Source organism: Paenibacillus sp. LPE1-1-1.1 (assembly GCF_040676435.1).
Classification (GTDB): Bacteria; Bacillota; Bacilli; order Paenibacillales; family Paenibacillaceae; genus Pristimantibacillus.
Genome location: NZ_JBEGHY010000012.1, coordinates 1,305,956 through 1,320,738 on the forward strand (window position 1 = coordinate 1,305,956; position 14,783 = coordinate 1,320,738).

At 49.4% G+C, this 14,783-nt stretch carries 12 protein-coding genes; 7 read left to right on the plus strand and 5 right to left on the minus strand.

Going from position 1 to position 14,783, the window contains the following annotated elements; genetic code table 11:
- Positions 1 to 29 precede the first annotated feature (29 nt).
- Entirely contained in the window at positions 30 to 1,274 is a 1,245-nt protein-coding gene (locus tag MRBLPE1_RS16300; RefSeq protein ID WP_364147000.1) for a helix-turn-helix domain-containing protein, read from the plus strand.
- A gap of 5 nt (positions 1,275 to 1,279) precedes the next feature.
- Positions 1,280 to 1,609, plus strand: a complete 330-nt coding sequence (locus tag MRBLPE1_RS16305) for a low molecular weight protein tyrosine phosphatase family protein (RefSeq protein WP_364147353.1) — start codon at positions 1,280 to 1,282, stop codon at positions 1,607 to 1,609.
- A gap of 17 nt (positions 1,610 to 1,626) precedes the next feature.
- Here the strand turns inward: MRBLPE1_RS16305 and MRBLPE1_RS16310 are convergent, their stop codons facing one another.
- A complete protein-coding gene (locus tag MRBLPE1_RS16310) occupies positions 1,627 to 2,334 on the minus strand; it encodes a MerR family transcriptional regulator (RefSeq protein ID WP_364147002.1) in 708 nt (235 codons plus the stop codon).
- Between the two features lie 159 nt (positions 2,335 to 2,493).
- Between MRBLPE1_RS16310 and uvrA the strand changes: the two genes are divergently transcribed.
- Complete coding sequence (uvrA, locus tag MRBLPE1_RS16315) at positions 2,494 to 5,007, plus strand: excinuclease ABC subunit UvrA (RefSeq protein ID WP_364147005.1); 2,514 nt, start codon at positions 2,494 to 2,496, stop codon at positions 5,005 to 5,007.
- Positions 5,008 to 5,455: 448 nt separating this feature from the next.
- Here uvrA and MRBLPE1_RS16320 read toward each other — a convergent pair whose 3' ends face one another.
- From MRBLPE1_RS16320 to MRBLPE1_RS16330, 3 genes are all read right to left on the minus strand, one after another.
- Positions 5,456 to 6,205, minus strand: coding sequence for an MBL fold metallo-hydrolase (locus MRBLPE1_RS16320; RefSeq protein ID WP_364147008.1), 750 nt, complete (start codon positions 6,203 to 6,205; stop codon positions 5,456 to 5,458).
- 189 nt (positions 6,206 to 6,394) lie between these two features.
- Positions 6,395 to 7,432: a sensor histidine kinase gene (locus MRBLPE1_RS16325; RefSeq protein WP_364147010.1), complete on the minus strand. Its 1,038-nt coding sequence runs from the start codon at positions 7,430 to 7,432 to the stop codon at positions 6,395 to 6,397.
- Positions 7,429 to 8,100, minus strand: a complete 672-nt coding sequence (locus MRBLPE1_RS16330; protein WP_364147013.1) for a response regulator transcription factor — start codon at positions 8,098 to 8,100, stop codon at positions 7,429 to 7,431. Before MRBLPE1_RS16330 ends, MRBLPE1_RS16325 begins: the two co-directional genes overlap by 4 nt.
- A gap of 193 nt (positions 8,101 to 8,293) precedes the next feature.
- Between MRBLPE1_RS16330 and MRBLPE1_RS16335 the strand changes: the two genes are divergently transcribed.
- Together MRBLPE1_RS16335 and MRBLPE1_RS16340 are read left to right on the plus strand one after the other, a co-directional pair.
- Positions 8,294 to 9,061 carry an ABC transporter ATP-binding protein gene (locus tag MRBLPE1_RS16335; protein WP_364147015.1) on the plus strand — a complete coding sequence of 256 codons (768 nt, stop codon included), beginning with the start codon at positions 8,294 to 8,296 and terminating at the stop codon, positions 9,059 to 9,061.
- Positions 9,048 to 10,985: an ABC transporter permease gene (locus MRBLPE1_RS16340; RefSeq protein ID WP_364147018.1), complete on the plus strand. Its 1,938-nt coding sequence runs from the start codon at positions 9,048 to 9,050 to the stop codon at positions 10,983 to 10,985. The genes MRBLPE1_RS16335 and MRBLPE1_RS16340 overlap by 14 nt, the downstream gene beginning before the upstream one ends.
- A gap of 60 nt (positions 10,986 to 11,045) precedes the next feature.
- Here MRBLPE1_RS16340 and MRBLPE1_RS16345 read toward each other — a convergent pair whose 3' ends face one another.
- Positions 11,046 to 12,656 carry a helix-turn-helix domain-containing protein gene (locus tag MRBLPE1_RS16345; protein WP_364147020.1) on the minus strand — a complete coding sequence of 537 codons (1,611 nt, stop codon included), beginning with the start codon at positions 12,654 to 12,656 and terminating at the stop codon, positions 11,046 to 11,048.
- Positions 12,657 to 12,942: 286 nt separating this feature from the next.
- Here MRBLPE1_RS16345 and MRBLPE1_RS16350 point away from each other — a divergent pair, with 286 nt between their 5' ends.
- Positions 12,943 to 13,401: a hypothetical protein gene (locus MRBLPE1_RS16350; RefSeq protein ID WP_364147023.1), complete on the plus strand. Its 459-nt coding sequence runs from the start codon at positions 12,943 to 12,945 to the stop codon at positions 13,399 to 13,401.
- A gap of 23 nt (positions 13,402 to 13,424) precedes the next feature.
- A complete protein-coding gene (locus MRBLPE1_RS16355) occupies positions 13,425 to 14,708 on the plus strand; it encodes a stalk domain-containing protein (RefSeq protein ID WP_364147025.1) in 1,284 nt (427 codons plus the stop codon).
- The last annotated feature ends 75 nt before the right edge of the window (positions 14,709 to 14,783 follow it).

Below are 14,783 nucleotides of genomic sequence, written 5' to 3' on the forward strand. Positions count from 1 at the left end.
AAGGATGGCGCCTAAAAGGAGAGCTTTTAATGGGACAAGCCGTATCCGATGGGCAAATCACGGCCATATGCAGGCTGATGTACAATAATTTTCAAGTACCGGCCTATTATATAAACAGGGATATGGTGCTTCTTGCAAGCTCGCAAGGCAGCACTGCTTTAGAGGGCCCATTGCATAAAAGCTTTCGCGAATCGGTGGAACAGCTGCAAATCGAAGAAGCTTCTGCAGAGTATCCGCTTATCCAAAGCCGGAACGGGTTGGAGAACTTTGTCATCACGCAGGTGCGGCGGGAGGAACAGCATGTTGGCTATGTCATCGTCGGGCCCTCGGCCTTTACGGACATCTCCGATGAAGCCATTACAGGAATAATCAACGATCACGGGCTGCCTTCGGATCTGAAGGAGGACGCGCGGAAATATTACCTTTCACTGCCGGTGATAGGGAGCTTGAAGCTGCTGCATGCGAGCGCATTATTATATTTTTTGCTATATGGCGAAGAACTAAGCACCTTTGATATTCTCCAGCGCGGAGCGGCATTATCGGAGGAAGAGGATGCGGGGTTTGCGCAGCATATTGACCGGAACCTGTCCAGCCAAAGAGAAATAACCGCATTGCATCATGATGTGGGACTGGAGAAGCAGCTTTTTCAATTCATCAAAGAGGGCAGAACGGAGCAGCTGGGGGAGTATGCGCGGTTCGAGCCGGGCAACCTTGGCATTTTGTCCAAAAACAGCTATTTGCGAAGCCAGAAAAACATAGCGGTGGCGGGCATCACTTTGGCGACGAGGGCAGCGATTGAGGGAGGGCTGCATTCTGAAATTGCGTTTACGATGAGCGATTTATATATTCAGCATATGGAGGAGCTTACCGATACCGGGAGCGTCGTCAAGAGCAGGACGGAAGCGATGCTCGCATTTGCGGAGCGCGTGAAGCATAGCCGTGCCGGCAAATATTCAAGGGTGGTTGCCGAGTGCCAGCAATTTATTTACAGCCATATTTATGAGGAGGTAACCGTTGCGAAGCTTGCGGAGCGGATGCGCCTAAATGCAAATTATTTATCGCAGCTGTTTAAGCAGGAAGTCGGAATGCCCATTCACAGCTATATCATCCAGGAGAAGGTGGAGGAGGCGAAGAAGCTGCTAAGCGCTTCGGAGCTCACGCTGTCCGAGATTTGGGCAAGGCTTAATTTTTACGACCAGAGCCATTTTACGAAAACGTTTAAAAAGCTGACAGGCATAACGCCTAAGCAATTTCGAGCCTATCCGAGGGAGTGAGCGGTATCCATTTATTATTCATATGCAGCAGAAACAAGTGGCGGAGCCTGACGGCGGAGACGATATTTCAAGGCGCCGGCGGCCATGAGGCGAGATCGGCGGGCACGGAAGAGAATGCCCGGATTAAGGTTACGGCAGGGCATATTGGCTGGGCGGATCTGATTTTTGCCATGGAGAAGAAGCATATCCGAAGGCTGCAGGATAAGTTCGGCCATGAGCTTGCAGGCAAGCGGCTTATTTGTTTGCACATTCCAGACGAATTCGAATACATGAACGAGGATTTGATCGGTTTGCTTCAATCGGGCGTATCCTTGCATATCGGGCTAGACGATTAACGTTCAACATGGTTTCCTCATGGCTGCTTCCGCTCAATGACCTGCAGGAGCTCGTGCAAATAATACGCTCCGCGCAGCTGGTTTCTGTTGATTCGATTGAGAAACAGCATGGATTCGCGCGCAATTTTTATCGCATTTTCGACGCGGTTGTCATCAACCTCTTTGAGTACCTGCTGAATAATCTCAAGCGACCATACAGCTGCTTTGAATGTGCGAATAATTAATATTTGGCGCAAGTTTGCGGGAGTGAATCGGCGGTAGCCATTTTCGTTGTCGCGTACAATCGTAAGCAGACCCATTTTCTCCCAATGACGGATAGCAGAGCTTGGTATCGTCGTTTCTTTGGATATCTCCCCTATGGTCATCCATTTTCGTTTCCCTATCGTATGAAGCAGATCGATATCATCGGTTTCCAGTGCGCGAATCGTTTTATCGGCTATGGTTTTGTCTCGGTGCAGCGAAGCTTGGGCCTCGTTCGCAAGCCATAAAGCTTCATCTATGCAGCCGTCGATAGTCTTCAGCATCACTTCCTTGGTAACGGTCATGCCAAAGCCCTCATTCATGGCACGGATACATTCGAAATAGGCGACATGCTCCTCCGTATATTGCCGGTAACCGTTGCTCCTGCGTTCAACGGGAGGAATAATTCCCCAATCCTCATAGTGCCTCAATGCAGATGTGCTTATCTTTAGCTTTCTTGCGATATCAATGGGCCGAACATTCATAAAAAACACCTCCGCAGCGTTCTCAAAACCTTAAACAACCATGACAATGTTTTATCAATAATACTGAATAATATCAAGCATAGATTTACTGAACCTTCTCACTTGCATCAATGTAGTATGCTGGAGTTGAAAATGGATTCGATATCAAGGAGGACAAGGATGAATGATTCAATAGTCATTAAAGGCGCCCGCGAAAATAATTTAAAAAGCGTTACGCTTGATATTCCCAAATATAAGCTGGTGGTATTGACGGGACCTTCCGGATCGGGGAAATCAACGCTCGCTATGGATACGCTGCAAAGGGAATGCCAGCGGCAATATATGGAGTCGATGGGAATGGTATCGGATTCGATCAGCAAGCCAAAGGTCGATTCAATTACCGGACTGTCGCCATCGATCAGCATCGGTCAGCATGTCACGAATCGCAATCCCCGCTCGACAGTCGGAACGGTAACCGATATTTACACCTATTTGCGTTTTGTATACTCCAGGCTGAGCACGCGGATTTGCTCCTCGTGCGGCGAAAGCATCCCGCCAACGTTTAATGAAGGGTTCGATATCGCGGCGGCAGAGGAAGAAGAGGAACGGCAAACGATCACCTGTCCAAGCTGCCATACCGTGCTGGAGAAGCTGGGCATGTCTCATTTTTCGTTTAACAAGCCGGAGGGCGCCTGCGAATGCTGCAGCGGGCTTGGGTATGTGGCAACGATCGATTTAGATGCGGTGTTCGATCAAGAGAAGAGCTTCCGCGGGGGCTGCGTGACTTTCATGTACGATGCTTATGTCGAGTACTTAATCAATAATGTGATGGCTGCCGCCAAGCATTACGGATTTCTGTTCGATCCGGATCTGCCGCTAAAAGAATATTCCGAGGTTCAGCGCGACCTGCTCTATTACGGCGTGGAAAGCGAAGCGTTCGCGAAGCATTTTCCGAATACGAAGGTGCCCAAAACCGTCGGAGGCGGCAAGTTTGAGGGCGTCGTCACCGGGATGTGGAGAAGATACAAGGAAAAGGACGGCGAGCAGGCCGGAATGGAAAAAGAAGGCGACTACTTTAAGCAGCAGGTCTGCTCGGCTTGCCATGGCTTGCGCTTGAAGAAGGAAAGCAGATCGGCTATCATTGCGGGCGCCTCCATCTCGGAAGTGTCCTCCTGGTCCTTGGAGGATATGCTGAGCTGGACCGGTCGGCTGCAGGAAGCCTTGCCGCCAGAAGGACTTCCTATGCTGACGCCGGTCTTAACGGATATGCCGGTTCGATTGGAGCGCATTATCGATGTCGGGCTTGGCTATTTGTCGCTTGACCGGCAGACCGTCTCGCTCTCCGGCGGCGAAGCGCAGCGATTAAGGCTGGCTTCGCTGCTCGGCTCCGGTTTAACGGGCGTGCTCTATATTTTGGACGAGCCGACGACGGGTCTTCATCCGCGCGATACATCCGGCTTGATCCGCGTGCTGATGCAGCTGCGCGACCTTGGCAACACCGTGCTTGTCATCGAGCATGATATCGAAGTGATGCGGGCAGCGGATCATATTATCGATATCGGTCCGGGAGCGGGCTACTTGGGTGGTACGGTTGTGGGAGAAGGCAGCTTGGAGGAGCTGATGGCAAGCGTGCATTCGGTCACGGGCGCCTATTTGCGCAAAGAAAGCTTGCCGGCACCGGCTAGGACAAGACGAGCGGGCAGCGGCAAGCAGTTAACCGTTAATCATGCGATTGCCCGTAACTTAAAGGGTTTTGACGTTTCGTTCCCGCTCGGGACTTTGATTTCGGTAACCGGCGTGTCCGGGTCGGGCAAATCGACGCTGCTGTTCGATTTGCTTGCCAAGGGCGGACAGCGGGAGCAGCAAATACCCGGCTGCGACAGCGTAACGGGATTTGAGCACATCGGCAGCCAAATTACGGTTGACCAATCGCCGCTCGGCCGGATGCAGCGCTCGAACATTGCTACGTATACGGAAGTATTTACGCAGCTGCGCAATTTATTTGCCGGGCTGCCCGAAGCGAAGCGCTTAAAGCTCACCTCGAAGCATTTTTCATTCAACACGCCGGGCGGGCGCTGCGAGACTTGCCAGGGGCTTGGCGTTTTATCGGTCGATATGAATTTCCTGCCTGATCTTGAAATCCGCTGCACGGCCTGTAAAGGGAAACGGTTCAAGGATGAGGTGCTGCAGGTTACCTTCGGTGGCTATTCCATATCCGATCTGCTCAACATGACCGTTCAAGAGAGCTTCCCCGTGTTTAAGGGCAGGGAGAAAATATCGGGCATGATCGAGCTTTTGTGCGAGGTTGGTCTCGGTTATCTTCAGTGGGGGCAGTCGGTAAAAACATTGTCCGGCGGGGAAGGCCAGCGGATCAAGCTCGCCAGGGAGCTGAACAAAAAATCAAACACGCATACGCTGTATTTGCTGGATGAGCCGACAACGGGCTTGCATCCATCCGACGTAGGACAGCTGCTTGCGCTGCTGAATAAATTAGTGGATGCCGGCAACACAGTTATTGTGGTTGAGCACAGCTTGGAGCTGATCCGCGAATCCGACTGGATCATCGATATCGGTCCGGAGGGCGGAGCGGCAGGCGGCCAGTTGATTGCCGCCGGAACGCCGGAACAGGTAGCGGCAGCCGCTGCTTCCTATACCGGGCAGTTTTTGAAGCAGGCTTTGGCCGGCGGATTTTAAAGGAATAATCCAGGCAAGGAAAGAGCTGTCTCTACGGGCCATTTGCCCATGGAGACAGCTCTTTTCATTTGACTAGGCCGGCAGTGGGCGATTGCACCTCTGCAGCCACCACAGATCTAATGCTGGATGGATTTCAATACACAATATACTACACGGTGTACACTGCACAACGTACACTATAACCTCATTAAAACGCGGAGTTGGAGGAGCTGCGCTGCAGAAAATACAATAGTAATAGCCTGCTGCGCCGAAAAATCACCCAGCACTCTACATTCTGCTGTATGAACTGCAATGTAGCTCAATTATTGTCAATTACAGCGGTTTTACGTTGTACAAACTGCAATGCAGCTGAGAAGAAAAAGGCATATCGCGGATGATTTATCAAACAATTGCCCTTTATGGTCAAGCATGAATCGCATCTTGCTCGTAGGCATTAATCATAAGCTGTTTATTCGGAAGCGAGCTCCAGAAGGCGCTCATTCACGCGATCGGCATATAACCCGCCGTGGTAGCAGATGACGGTCCCGATATCGTATTCGGTTAGTTTTTTGATCGATTGTTTAGCAAGAACAGGATCCATGCAGTACTGCGGGACCGGTCCCAGCAAACGGTCGTTTTCGACGATTAAGGCATCCGCGGCAATTAAGGTTTTGCTTGCTTTATGATACAAGCTTAAATGTCCCGGCGTATGCCCGGGGGTTTCGATAACGGTAATGCCACCGCATAGCGGGAGTTCCTGGCCGTCAGCAATGAAGGTATCAACGCTTGCTCTAGGCGGGTTTTCCAGCGTCTTTCTAAATGCGGCGCGCCATTCCTCCGGCACCTCCGGCGGCAAAGCGTTGACGGCTTGCTCGATGGCCACCGGCGAATGCTTGAGCAGCTGCTCGCTGCCTTGAATATAGGGCGCTTCAAGGGATGAAGCCATTACTTCCGCCGGCTGCGGGAGCTCCTTCAGTATGGCAGACAAGCTGCCGATATGATCGAGGTCCTGGTGAGTAATAATGATTTTGGTAAGCTTGTCAAAGGATAGGCCTGCCCGCTCGAATTGCTCCTTGAATAAAGGCAGCTGACCGGGATAGCCGGTATCGACTAAAATCGCCGCATCGTCATCCCATAACAATGTAGGATAAATCGTCTCCATTTTTCCCATCATGAGCGCTGAGATGGGCAGCATATTAACTCCGCTTGCAATGTTCATTTTAACCCTCCGCCGTTGTTAGAAGTGATCGTGCATGTGGACAATTGGTTTCAGGTCATATTCTATCTATAAAATACCTTCGTGTAAATAGAAAAATATTATATTATATCACAAAAATAATTATTTGTCAATGGTTTATTGTTAGTGCAAAGAGGATGAAAAAACATGGAACCGGATTGGCAATCTTCGTTATATATTGCCGTACCATTCATTGTAATTTCTAATTTTCGGAAAATGAATCGTCAATTTTGTAAATCGTCCCTCTTCGGATTGAATGGACAAGTCATGGCCGAGCTTGAGCGCCAATTGCTTAGCCAGATACAGGCCCATTCCCGTGGATTTCGATTGGGTTCTGCCATTAGCACCGGTAAAGCCTTTTTCGAACACGCGGGACAGATCCTCAGAAGCGATTCCGATACCGGTATCCGTAATGGTCATTCGCTTCTCCTTGCCATCTTCCTCAAAAGAAACAGACAACTGTCCGCCTTCCTTCGTGTATTTTAAGCTGTTGGCCGTAATTTGATCGATGATGAACGCCAGCCACTTGCTGTCGCTTTGAACTTCGCATCGCGTCTCCTCCATCACAAAGCGAATATGCTTGTTAATGAACAGCTTCGCGTATTTTTTGACGCTGTCCTTCATCAATTGGCCAAGCTGAACCTCGTTGATAAAATAATCCCGCGAGAAGGAGTCGATTCGCGAATAATAAAGAGCCTGCTCGACGCATCCGTCGATTTTGCCGAGCTCATCTTCGAATTTATCAACGATGAAGTCTACGTCCTTGCCGCCGCTGTTGCTAATAAGCAGCCGGCTTGCCGCGATGGGGAGCTTGACCTCATGAATCCATGACATGATGAAATCCTGATGATCGCGCTTTTCATTTACGAGCTGCTGCATTTGCTGCGAATGCTCGCGCTGAAGCTTGGCGATGAGCTGCAAATACAGCGCTTGCTCCGCATTTTGGGGTGCGGGCAGGGCCGCAACCATCGTATCTCCGCCTTGATCGATGACGACGGTCAGCTCTCGCAAAAACATTTTTCTATAAAAATATCCGGTCACAATATACAGCGCCGCCAAGACGAAGCAAACCGTGTTAACATATACGACATTGCTCGCAGACGAGTTGGCCGACCCGCTTATATAAAGGATGACCGATACAAAAAGCATAAGCGCGGCGTAAAGCATGCCAAAGTAACGTTTATCCATTAAATAGTGGGAGAAGTTCATTGGACGAGGTACCCTTGCCCTTTCTTGGTCGTGATAAAGCTGTCCTTGCCAAGCTCAGCGAGCTTCTTGCGCAGGCGGGTAATGTTGACGGTTAACGTATTGTCGTCGACAAAGCTTTCATCCTCCCAAAGACTGCGCATGATTTTCTGACGGGTCACAATCGAGCCCTTATGCTTCATGAGCATATGTAAAATAATAAATTCTGTTTTCGTAAGCTCGGCCTTCAGCTCGCCGCATCTCACGTCGCCGTCCTTCAGGCTGAGAACGATGCCGTCATGCTCGATGCTGCTGGCGCTTACTTCTGCATAGGAGTATGTCCGCCTAAGCAGCGCATTAATTTTTGCCAGCAGCACCTCCGTAAAGAAGGGCTTCTGAATAAAGTCATCGCCGCCCATATTCATGGCCATGATCATATCAAGCGGCGTATCGCGCGACGATAGAAAGAGAATGGGGACATTGGAGACCTCTCTTATTTTATTGCACCAATGGAAGCCGTCGAAGGACGGCAAATTGATGTCCATGAGCACGAGATGCGGATTTTCGCTCGAGAAAAGCAGCAGAATACGGTCGAAATCCTCTGCGATTACGACCTCGAAGCCCCATTTGGATAAGGTTTCGCCAAGCATCTGGGCAATCGTGCGGTCGTCCTCAACAAGCAATATTTTCATGGTTAGTTCCTCCGTTAGGCTATTAAAAGCTTCGTCTCTATACTACGAAAGGATGCATGCTCCGTAAACCTATTTCACTCATCCTGACAAAAATGTAAGGTTGGCGGCCGTCTTGTAAGCCACAGCGCATAATAGCTAAGGTAGAATAAAGGAAGCGATAGAGACAAAACTTGATTGGCTGGAGGAATAAGAGATGAGAACGATTGTAGAAGCTCGGCAAATAAAGAAGATATACGGCTCTAAGGGAAGCGTTTCGACGGCACTGCATGAAATTGATCTGACGGTGCTTGAAGGAGAGTTTGTCGGCATTATGGGCCCATCCGGCTCAGGTAAGTCGACGCTGCTGCATCTGATCGCGGCGATTGATGAACCGACTGCAGGTACAATTCATATCGACGGGGTCAACCTGCACACGATGAACGAGGAGCAGGTATCGATGTTCCGCCGCGATAAGCTTGGTTTCTTATTTCAGGACTATAATTTGCTGGATACGCTCACCGTGAAGGAGAATATTCTGCTGCCGCTTGCGCTCGCCAAGGTTCAAGTTGCCGAGCTTGAACGCCGCGTAGAGGAGATCTCGGACAAGTTCGGGATCAGGCAGCTGCTCGAAAAATATCCGTATCAGCTCTCGGGCGGACAGAAGCAGCGCACGGCAGCGTCAAGGGCCATCATCGCCAAACCCAGCCTGCTCCTTGCCGATGAGCCGACCGGAGCGCTCGATTCCAAATCGGCAACCGATTTGCTTGAAAGCTTAAAGGCGCTGAACGAGCAGGATCAAGCTACCTTATTAATGGTGACGCATGACGCGTTCGCTGCAAGCTATTGCAGCCGCGTGCTGTTCATAAAAGACGGAACGATTTTCACCGAAATCGTAAAGGGGCAAACGCCGCGTAAAGCCTTTTTTCGAAAAATACTGGATGTGCTGTCGGTGCTTGGAGGTGGAGCGGGTGACGTTATTTAGTACCGCCGTCAAAAACATGAAAGGCAATTTCCGCAACTACTTGATCTACTTTATATCCATGATGTTCAGCGTCGTTATTTATCATACATTCGTTTCGCTTCAATACAGCGCCGACATTCAAGCCAGCATCGCGTTATCCAAAAATATAGATATGACATTTAAAGCGGCATCGGCTATCCTGATTTTGTTCGTCGCCATATTCATTTGGTACTCCAACTCGTTTTTTACGCGAAAAAGGAAGAAGGAGGTTGCTCTTTATTCCTTGCTCGGCGTGCGCAAACGGTCGATTGGAAAGATGCTGTTTTATGAAAATTTGGTTATCAGTATTATCGTGCTTGCCGCTGGGATTTTGGTCGGGACGCTGCTTTCCAAAATGTTCGCGATGCTCCTGCTTAAACTGCTCGGCTCTACCGCGGAAATCGGCTTTTCCATCTCCGGGAGCGCGATCTTGAATACGACGCTGGTGTTCTCCGTTATTATTTTGATCACGTCGATCCAAGGTTATCGGCTCATTTATCGCTTTAAGCTCATTGAGCTGTTTCAAGCGGACAAACAAGCAGAGACCGTTCCTAAGGCGTCGCCGGTATTAGCCGCTCTGGCAGTCGTGCTGCTGGCAACCGGGTATGGGTTTATTTCCTTCTCGTTCAAATCCGAATCCGATCTATTGCGTAATTACAGCGTAGCTTTCGTCGGCCTAACTTTAGGCACCTATTTGTTGTTCCGCAGCTTAACGGTTTTCCTCCTGCGGCTCGCCCAGAAAAACAAAGCCCGTTATTATCGGGGCTTAAATGTCGTCGGGACCTCGCACCTGTTATTCCGCATGCGCGGCAATGTGGGCACGCTGACGATTATTGCTTTGCTGAGCGCGTTCACGCTGCTTGCGACGAATATAGCTTTTAGCCAATATTACACGAATACCAAGCATGCCGATCAATTCTCGCCGTTCAGCTATATGCATCTCTCGCAAGGGCAAACCTTCGATGGGCAGGTTAAACAAATCATCGATGCGGATAAAGAGCATCCCGTGACGGCAGAGCTGGAAATTCCGGTCATCAAATCGAGCGGCCATACTTCAAGCTCGGAGGTACTGCCGGAGCGTTATTCGGCAGAGGATGACCAGCCGGTCAAAATCATTTCCGTCAGCACCTATAAGGATATCGCTAAAGCTTTAAATAGGAGCGCGACTGTCAATCCGGCAATTGACGAGGCCGTAGCGGTCAAAATGATGTATACCGATTACAGCATGTCTGACTACGGGAAGGAAACCTTGACGCTGGAAGCTCCTCAGCATAGCTGGGAGCTTTCATTCAGCCAGATGCTCGAGGATCGGGTTTTAAGCTGGACGTTTCCCGATTTTGTGATTGTCGTTAACGATGAGCTGTATAAGGAACTGGAGAAGCTTAAAGCCCCTATGATTTACAAGGCGTATAAGGTGAAGGATGAGATGGCCGCCGTGGAAGCTTCCAAGAAGCTGATGCTGCTTGATGGGGCAGAGCAAGCGGGCTTATCTTCTTACTATAATGAGTACAAAATGGGATTAGAGGACACCGGGATCGGAACCTTCTCAGCTGTGTTTTTGGGTTTGGTATTTTTGGCTGCTACAGGGAGCATGCTCTATTTCAAACAGCTGACAGAAGCGCATTCGGATAAAGAACGTTATGCGATTTTGCGCAAAATCGGGGTAACGAAAAAAGAAATTCGCGTATCGATTTTGAAGCAATCGTTATTTATTTTCGGGTTGCCGCTTATTCTTGGCATCACGCACAGCATCGTTGCCGTGAACGCGATGTCAAAGCTGTTTTCCAATATGGTTGACGTAAACTTTACGGTGCCTGTTCTCTTCTCGACGACATTATACATTATCATTTATTTGTTCTATTACTTTTTGACAGTCAATTCGTTTAATAAAATCGTAAATAGCTAGAAGGTCAGCGCCCCCTTGACAAGGGGGCAGCTGCGGATCACTTGAGATCACTCCATTCCCTCAACCGTCTATACCGTTTTTAGCAAAATAACGCGTCATCGCCCGGATCATATGCTCGCGTCCAATGGGTCCCCAAGGGTCCCATTCCCGCGAATCGGGATAATACACGCGATTTTCTTTGACCGCACGCAAATTGAGCCATTGCTCTTGGTTTGCGAGAGCGTTCACTTCCGTCTCCTCGCTCCAAATGATCAAGATGTTTTCGGGGTCCAGCTCGATCAGCCGGTCCAGCGCATGATCCATATAAATGGGATGCGTGACGCGTTCATCGCATTGAAACTGCAGGCGTCGATAGAACAGCTCCGTAAACGTGTGGTCGGCGCTGCCGTATAACCGGCAATTGTTCGGGAGCAGGCGGATGATTACCCATTTGCCGTTTTTCGTAACCGGCGCAAGCTTTTTTCTGGTTTCCTGTTCAAGCAGGGTCATCTGGCGTATGATGCGTTCAGCCTCTTTTTCCTTCTGCACGCGCGTCGCAATACTCCGCAAATACTGCTCCCAACTCGTAGAATGACCGATAAAAATCGTATTCTTGTTTGCGTTCCACATGCTGTCGTTCGGGTTTTTCTGAAATTCCGTTTTTAGAATCAGATCCGGTGACAACCGCATCACATCGCTGCTCATAATGGTCCGCTCTGCGTTAAGCGGCACGGTGCCTGTAAGCCGGTCATGCAGGTAGCTCGGAAAGCCGGAGGGCGTTGCGTAATATTTCGGAAAGCTTGGCGCCGCGATCGGTAAAATGCCGAGAGCGAGCAAATGATCCTGCAAAAAAAAGCTGCTGACGACAGCGATTCGTTTATCGCGCCGTTTAAGATAGACGGAAGGAGATACTCCTTCCGTCTTTTTGAATACCCGGCTGAAATACAGCTCGTCTTGGAAGCCGACTCCGACGGCAATGTCCCTCAGCGCGGCGCCTTGCTCGCTCATGAGTTCCTTGGCGCGTACCATGCGCAGTCTTGTAAGATAATGGCCGGGCGTCAGCCCCGTTATTTTCTTGAAAGCGCGGCAAAAGGAGCTCGGCGTCATGCCCGCAATGACCGGGAGCTCGCTTACTTGAATGGATTTCGCATACTTCTCTTCCATAAAAGCAATCGTTTGCTGGATGGATTCATTCACCGTAAGGCGGTCCGATTTCTGGCAGGTATGTAAATGCAGAAGCAATTCGCAAAAAACAAGCTGCTTTTTGATATCGTTCAGCCTGCTTTTTTCTTTAAAAGCCTGCTGGAGCTGAAGAACTAGCGTCTCTGTTACCGCAGATGACGAATAGTGGACGGGCAGCGCCCCCTCGTTTAACGGTGACGGCATGCTTGCCGCATGAATGAAATCATCGCCAAAGTCCAGCTGGACGGACCGGTAATGGAGCAAATGAAGGCGAAGAATGTTTTCCGAATCATTCATTAGTTGAATTTTCATAGCAGGCTGAAGGAAAAAGAAGGCGCCGGCTTTGAGCAGATAACGCTGTTCATTTATATAGAGGCATCCGCTGCCGTTTTGAACGAAGACGATGGATGTTCGCGCGGTCTGGATAGGCTTCGAGCGAAAGCCGGCGCCGTATTCGTGAGCTTTCAAAGATAAAGGCAAATAGGACAAAACTCGGTTTTCCGGATTCAATAGCATGCATTCCTTTTTATAGGAGAGTAGTAAAATGTAAAGCGTATGAGAACGATTATCAATTATATCCTATCAAAGTTAGGGAGAGAAACCTAGCAATTTTTCAAGCTATGGGGCAAAGCTGACTTTTTTGTCCATGTGAATCGGGCAATATCGTGTATACAATTTGGAAATTCTGATCGTTAGAATAGTAATGAAAATGATTATCATTCACATAGCGAGAGGATGTGGAACAATTTCTTACTTCGTATTTTTGGGCAAGGCGGGGAACGGGAAACGCAGCTGCTTGCTGCTAGCATACGCATTATGCTTAATTGTCGTACTCACCGGCTGCGGAGCATCGGGCAGTGAAGAGGGGGAACAAACACAGGGGAATAACGTTCAAAGCAGCGAAGCGGTTGACCAGAGCGATCCGTTCGCAAACATCGCGCCGACAAAAATCGCGGATACGCAAACCGGCATTTCGGATATGTCGAGCTTGATCAAATCCCTAAAACAAGCGGTCGAAGCGGATCAAACGGATGAGGCAAAGGAGTATGCCGGGCAGATGGCAGGCTTGTGGAACGCGTTGAAGCCTGCGATAGAGACAGCCGATGCGGCCAAGCAACAGATGCTGCAGGAAGATTTAGGCCGGCTCATACAAGCAGCGAAGGCAGCCAAATGGGACAAGGAGCTGATCATTCAGCTCGATTATAAGCTTTATCAAAGCTTCCGCGATATAAAGCAGAAGATGCAAGTCCAATAAAAAACAAGATAGGTGGTTTTTAAATGTCTTCGGTCAAACAAAAGTTCATCGGGTTTCTCTTAATACTTGCTTTGGTGGTTACGGTCATTCCGGTTACCTCGGCAGCAGCGGCTGCAGCCGTCAACGTGACCGTAAACGGTAAAAAGGTTTCCTTCGGCGTTGCCCCTCAAATGATCAACGGGCGTACGCTCGTTCCATACCGTACAATCGCCGAGACTTTGGGCGGCACGGTTAAATACGACGCGAAAGCAAAAAAAGCAACGATCACAAAAGGCAGCCAAAAGGTCGAGCTGACGCTTGGCAGCAAAACGGCTAAAATCAACGGTGTTTCCACAGCCATGGATACGGCCCCGGCCAATATTAAGGGCAGCGTGCTTGTGCCTCTCCGTTTCGTCGGCGAATCGCTCGGCGTATGGGTAAGCTGGAATGCCAAAACATCGACTGCAGCGCTTGTTACGAAAAAAACGATAAAGCATGCGCTTGGCAGCACGACGCTGAACAGCGTTCCAAAACGCGTTGTTATTTTGTTTAACGGCGGCGTAGACATCTCCGTTTTGCTTGGCGTTAAGCCGGTTGGCGCAGTAGAGTCTTATGTGCAGCAGCCATTTTACGAATATATCCGCTCCGGCCTAATCGGCACAAAAACGCTTGGCGACGAAACCCAGCCAAACATAGAAGCAATCGTTGGCCTGAAGCCGGATGTGATCATTGCGACAAAAGTACGCCATGAGAAAATTTACGACCAGCTTAAAGCGATCGCGCCTACGATTGTTACGGAAGACTTGGCTGATTGGCAGGATAATCTGCAGGTTGCTGCTTCCTTATTGAACAAAGAAGAAATCGCTGCTAAGTTTATCGCGGATTGGAAAGTCAAAGTTGCCGATTTCAAGAGCAAGCTTGCCGCAAAAGATAAAGGAGCGGAAATTTCCATCATTCGCATTAATCCAAACGGAAGCGCCCGCGCCTACAACTCGGGCTTCGCTTACCAAATTTTCAAAGAACTCGGATTTGCGACGCCGAAGGCGCAGCTCGCTGCGAAGCAAGAAATCATTAACGTTACCTCGAAAGAACAGGTGAGTCTGCTCGACGGCGATTATATCTTTGACTTTACAACGGATTGGGACGGGGACGGCGCCATCTATAAGTTCCAAAAGGAATGGACTGACAGCGCGCTTTGGAAAAATCTGAACGCTGTAAAAAACAAAAAGTACTATAAAGTCAACGCAGTAACCTGGAACTTATCGGGCGGCGCAATGGCTGCAAAGCTGATGCTTGATGATTTGTATTTCTACTTCGACCTTAACTAAACGTTAAGCGGAATGCCTATAGGATTCCACAAAAGAATGAGCCAACGCGCTCATTCTTTTGTGCGAATATAAAAC

Bases quoted from the DNA above. Each gene is read 5' to 3' on its own strand.
- MRBLPE1_RS16300 (WP_364147000.1), top strand. From the start codon at position 30: ATGGGACAAGCCGTATCCGATGGGCAAATCACGGCCATATGCAGGCTG.
- MRBLPE1_RS16310 (WP_364147002.1), bottom strand. From the start codon at position 2,334: ATGAATGTTCGGCCCATTGATATCGCAAGAAAGCTAAAGATAAGCACA.
- uvrA (WP_364147005.1), top strand. From the start codon at position 2,494: ATGAATGATTCAATAGTCATTAAAGGCGCCCGCGAAAATAATTTAAAA.
- MRBLPE1_RS16320 (WP_364147008.1), bottom strand. From the start codon at position 6,205: ATGAACATTGCAAGCGGAGTTAATATGCTGCCCATCTCAGCGCTCATG.
- MRBLPE1_RS16325 (WP_364147010.1), bottom strand. From the start codon at position 7,432: ATGAACTTCTCCCACTATTTAATGGATAAACGTTACTTTGGCATGCTT.
- MRBLPE1_RS16330 (WP_364147013.1), bottom strand. From the start codon at position 8,100: ATGAAAATATTGCTTGTTGAGGACGACCGCACGATTGCCCAGATGCTT.
- MRBLPE1_RS16335 (WP_364147015.1), top strand. From the start codon at position 8,294: ATGAGAACGATTGTAGAAGCTCGGCAAATAAAGAAGATATACGGCTCT.
- MRBLPE1_RS16355 (WP_364147025.1), top strand. From the start codon at position 13,425: ATGTCTTCGGTCAAACAAAAGTTCATCGGGTTTCTCTTAATACTTGCT.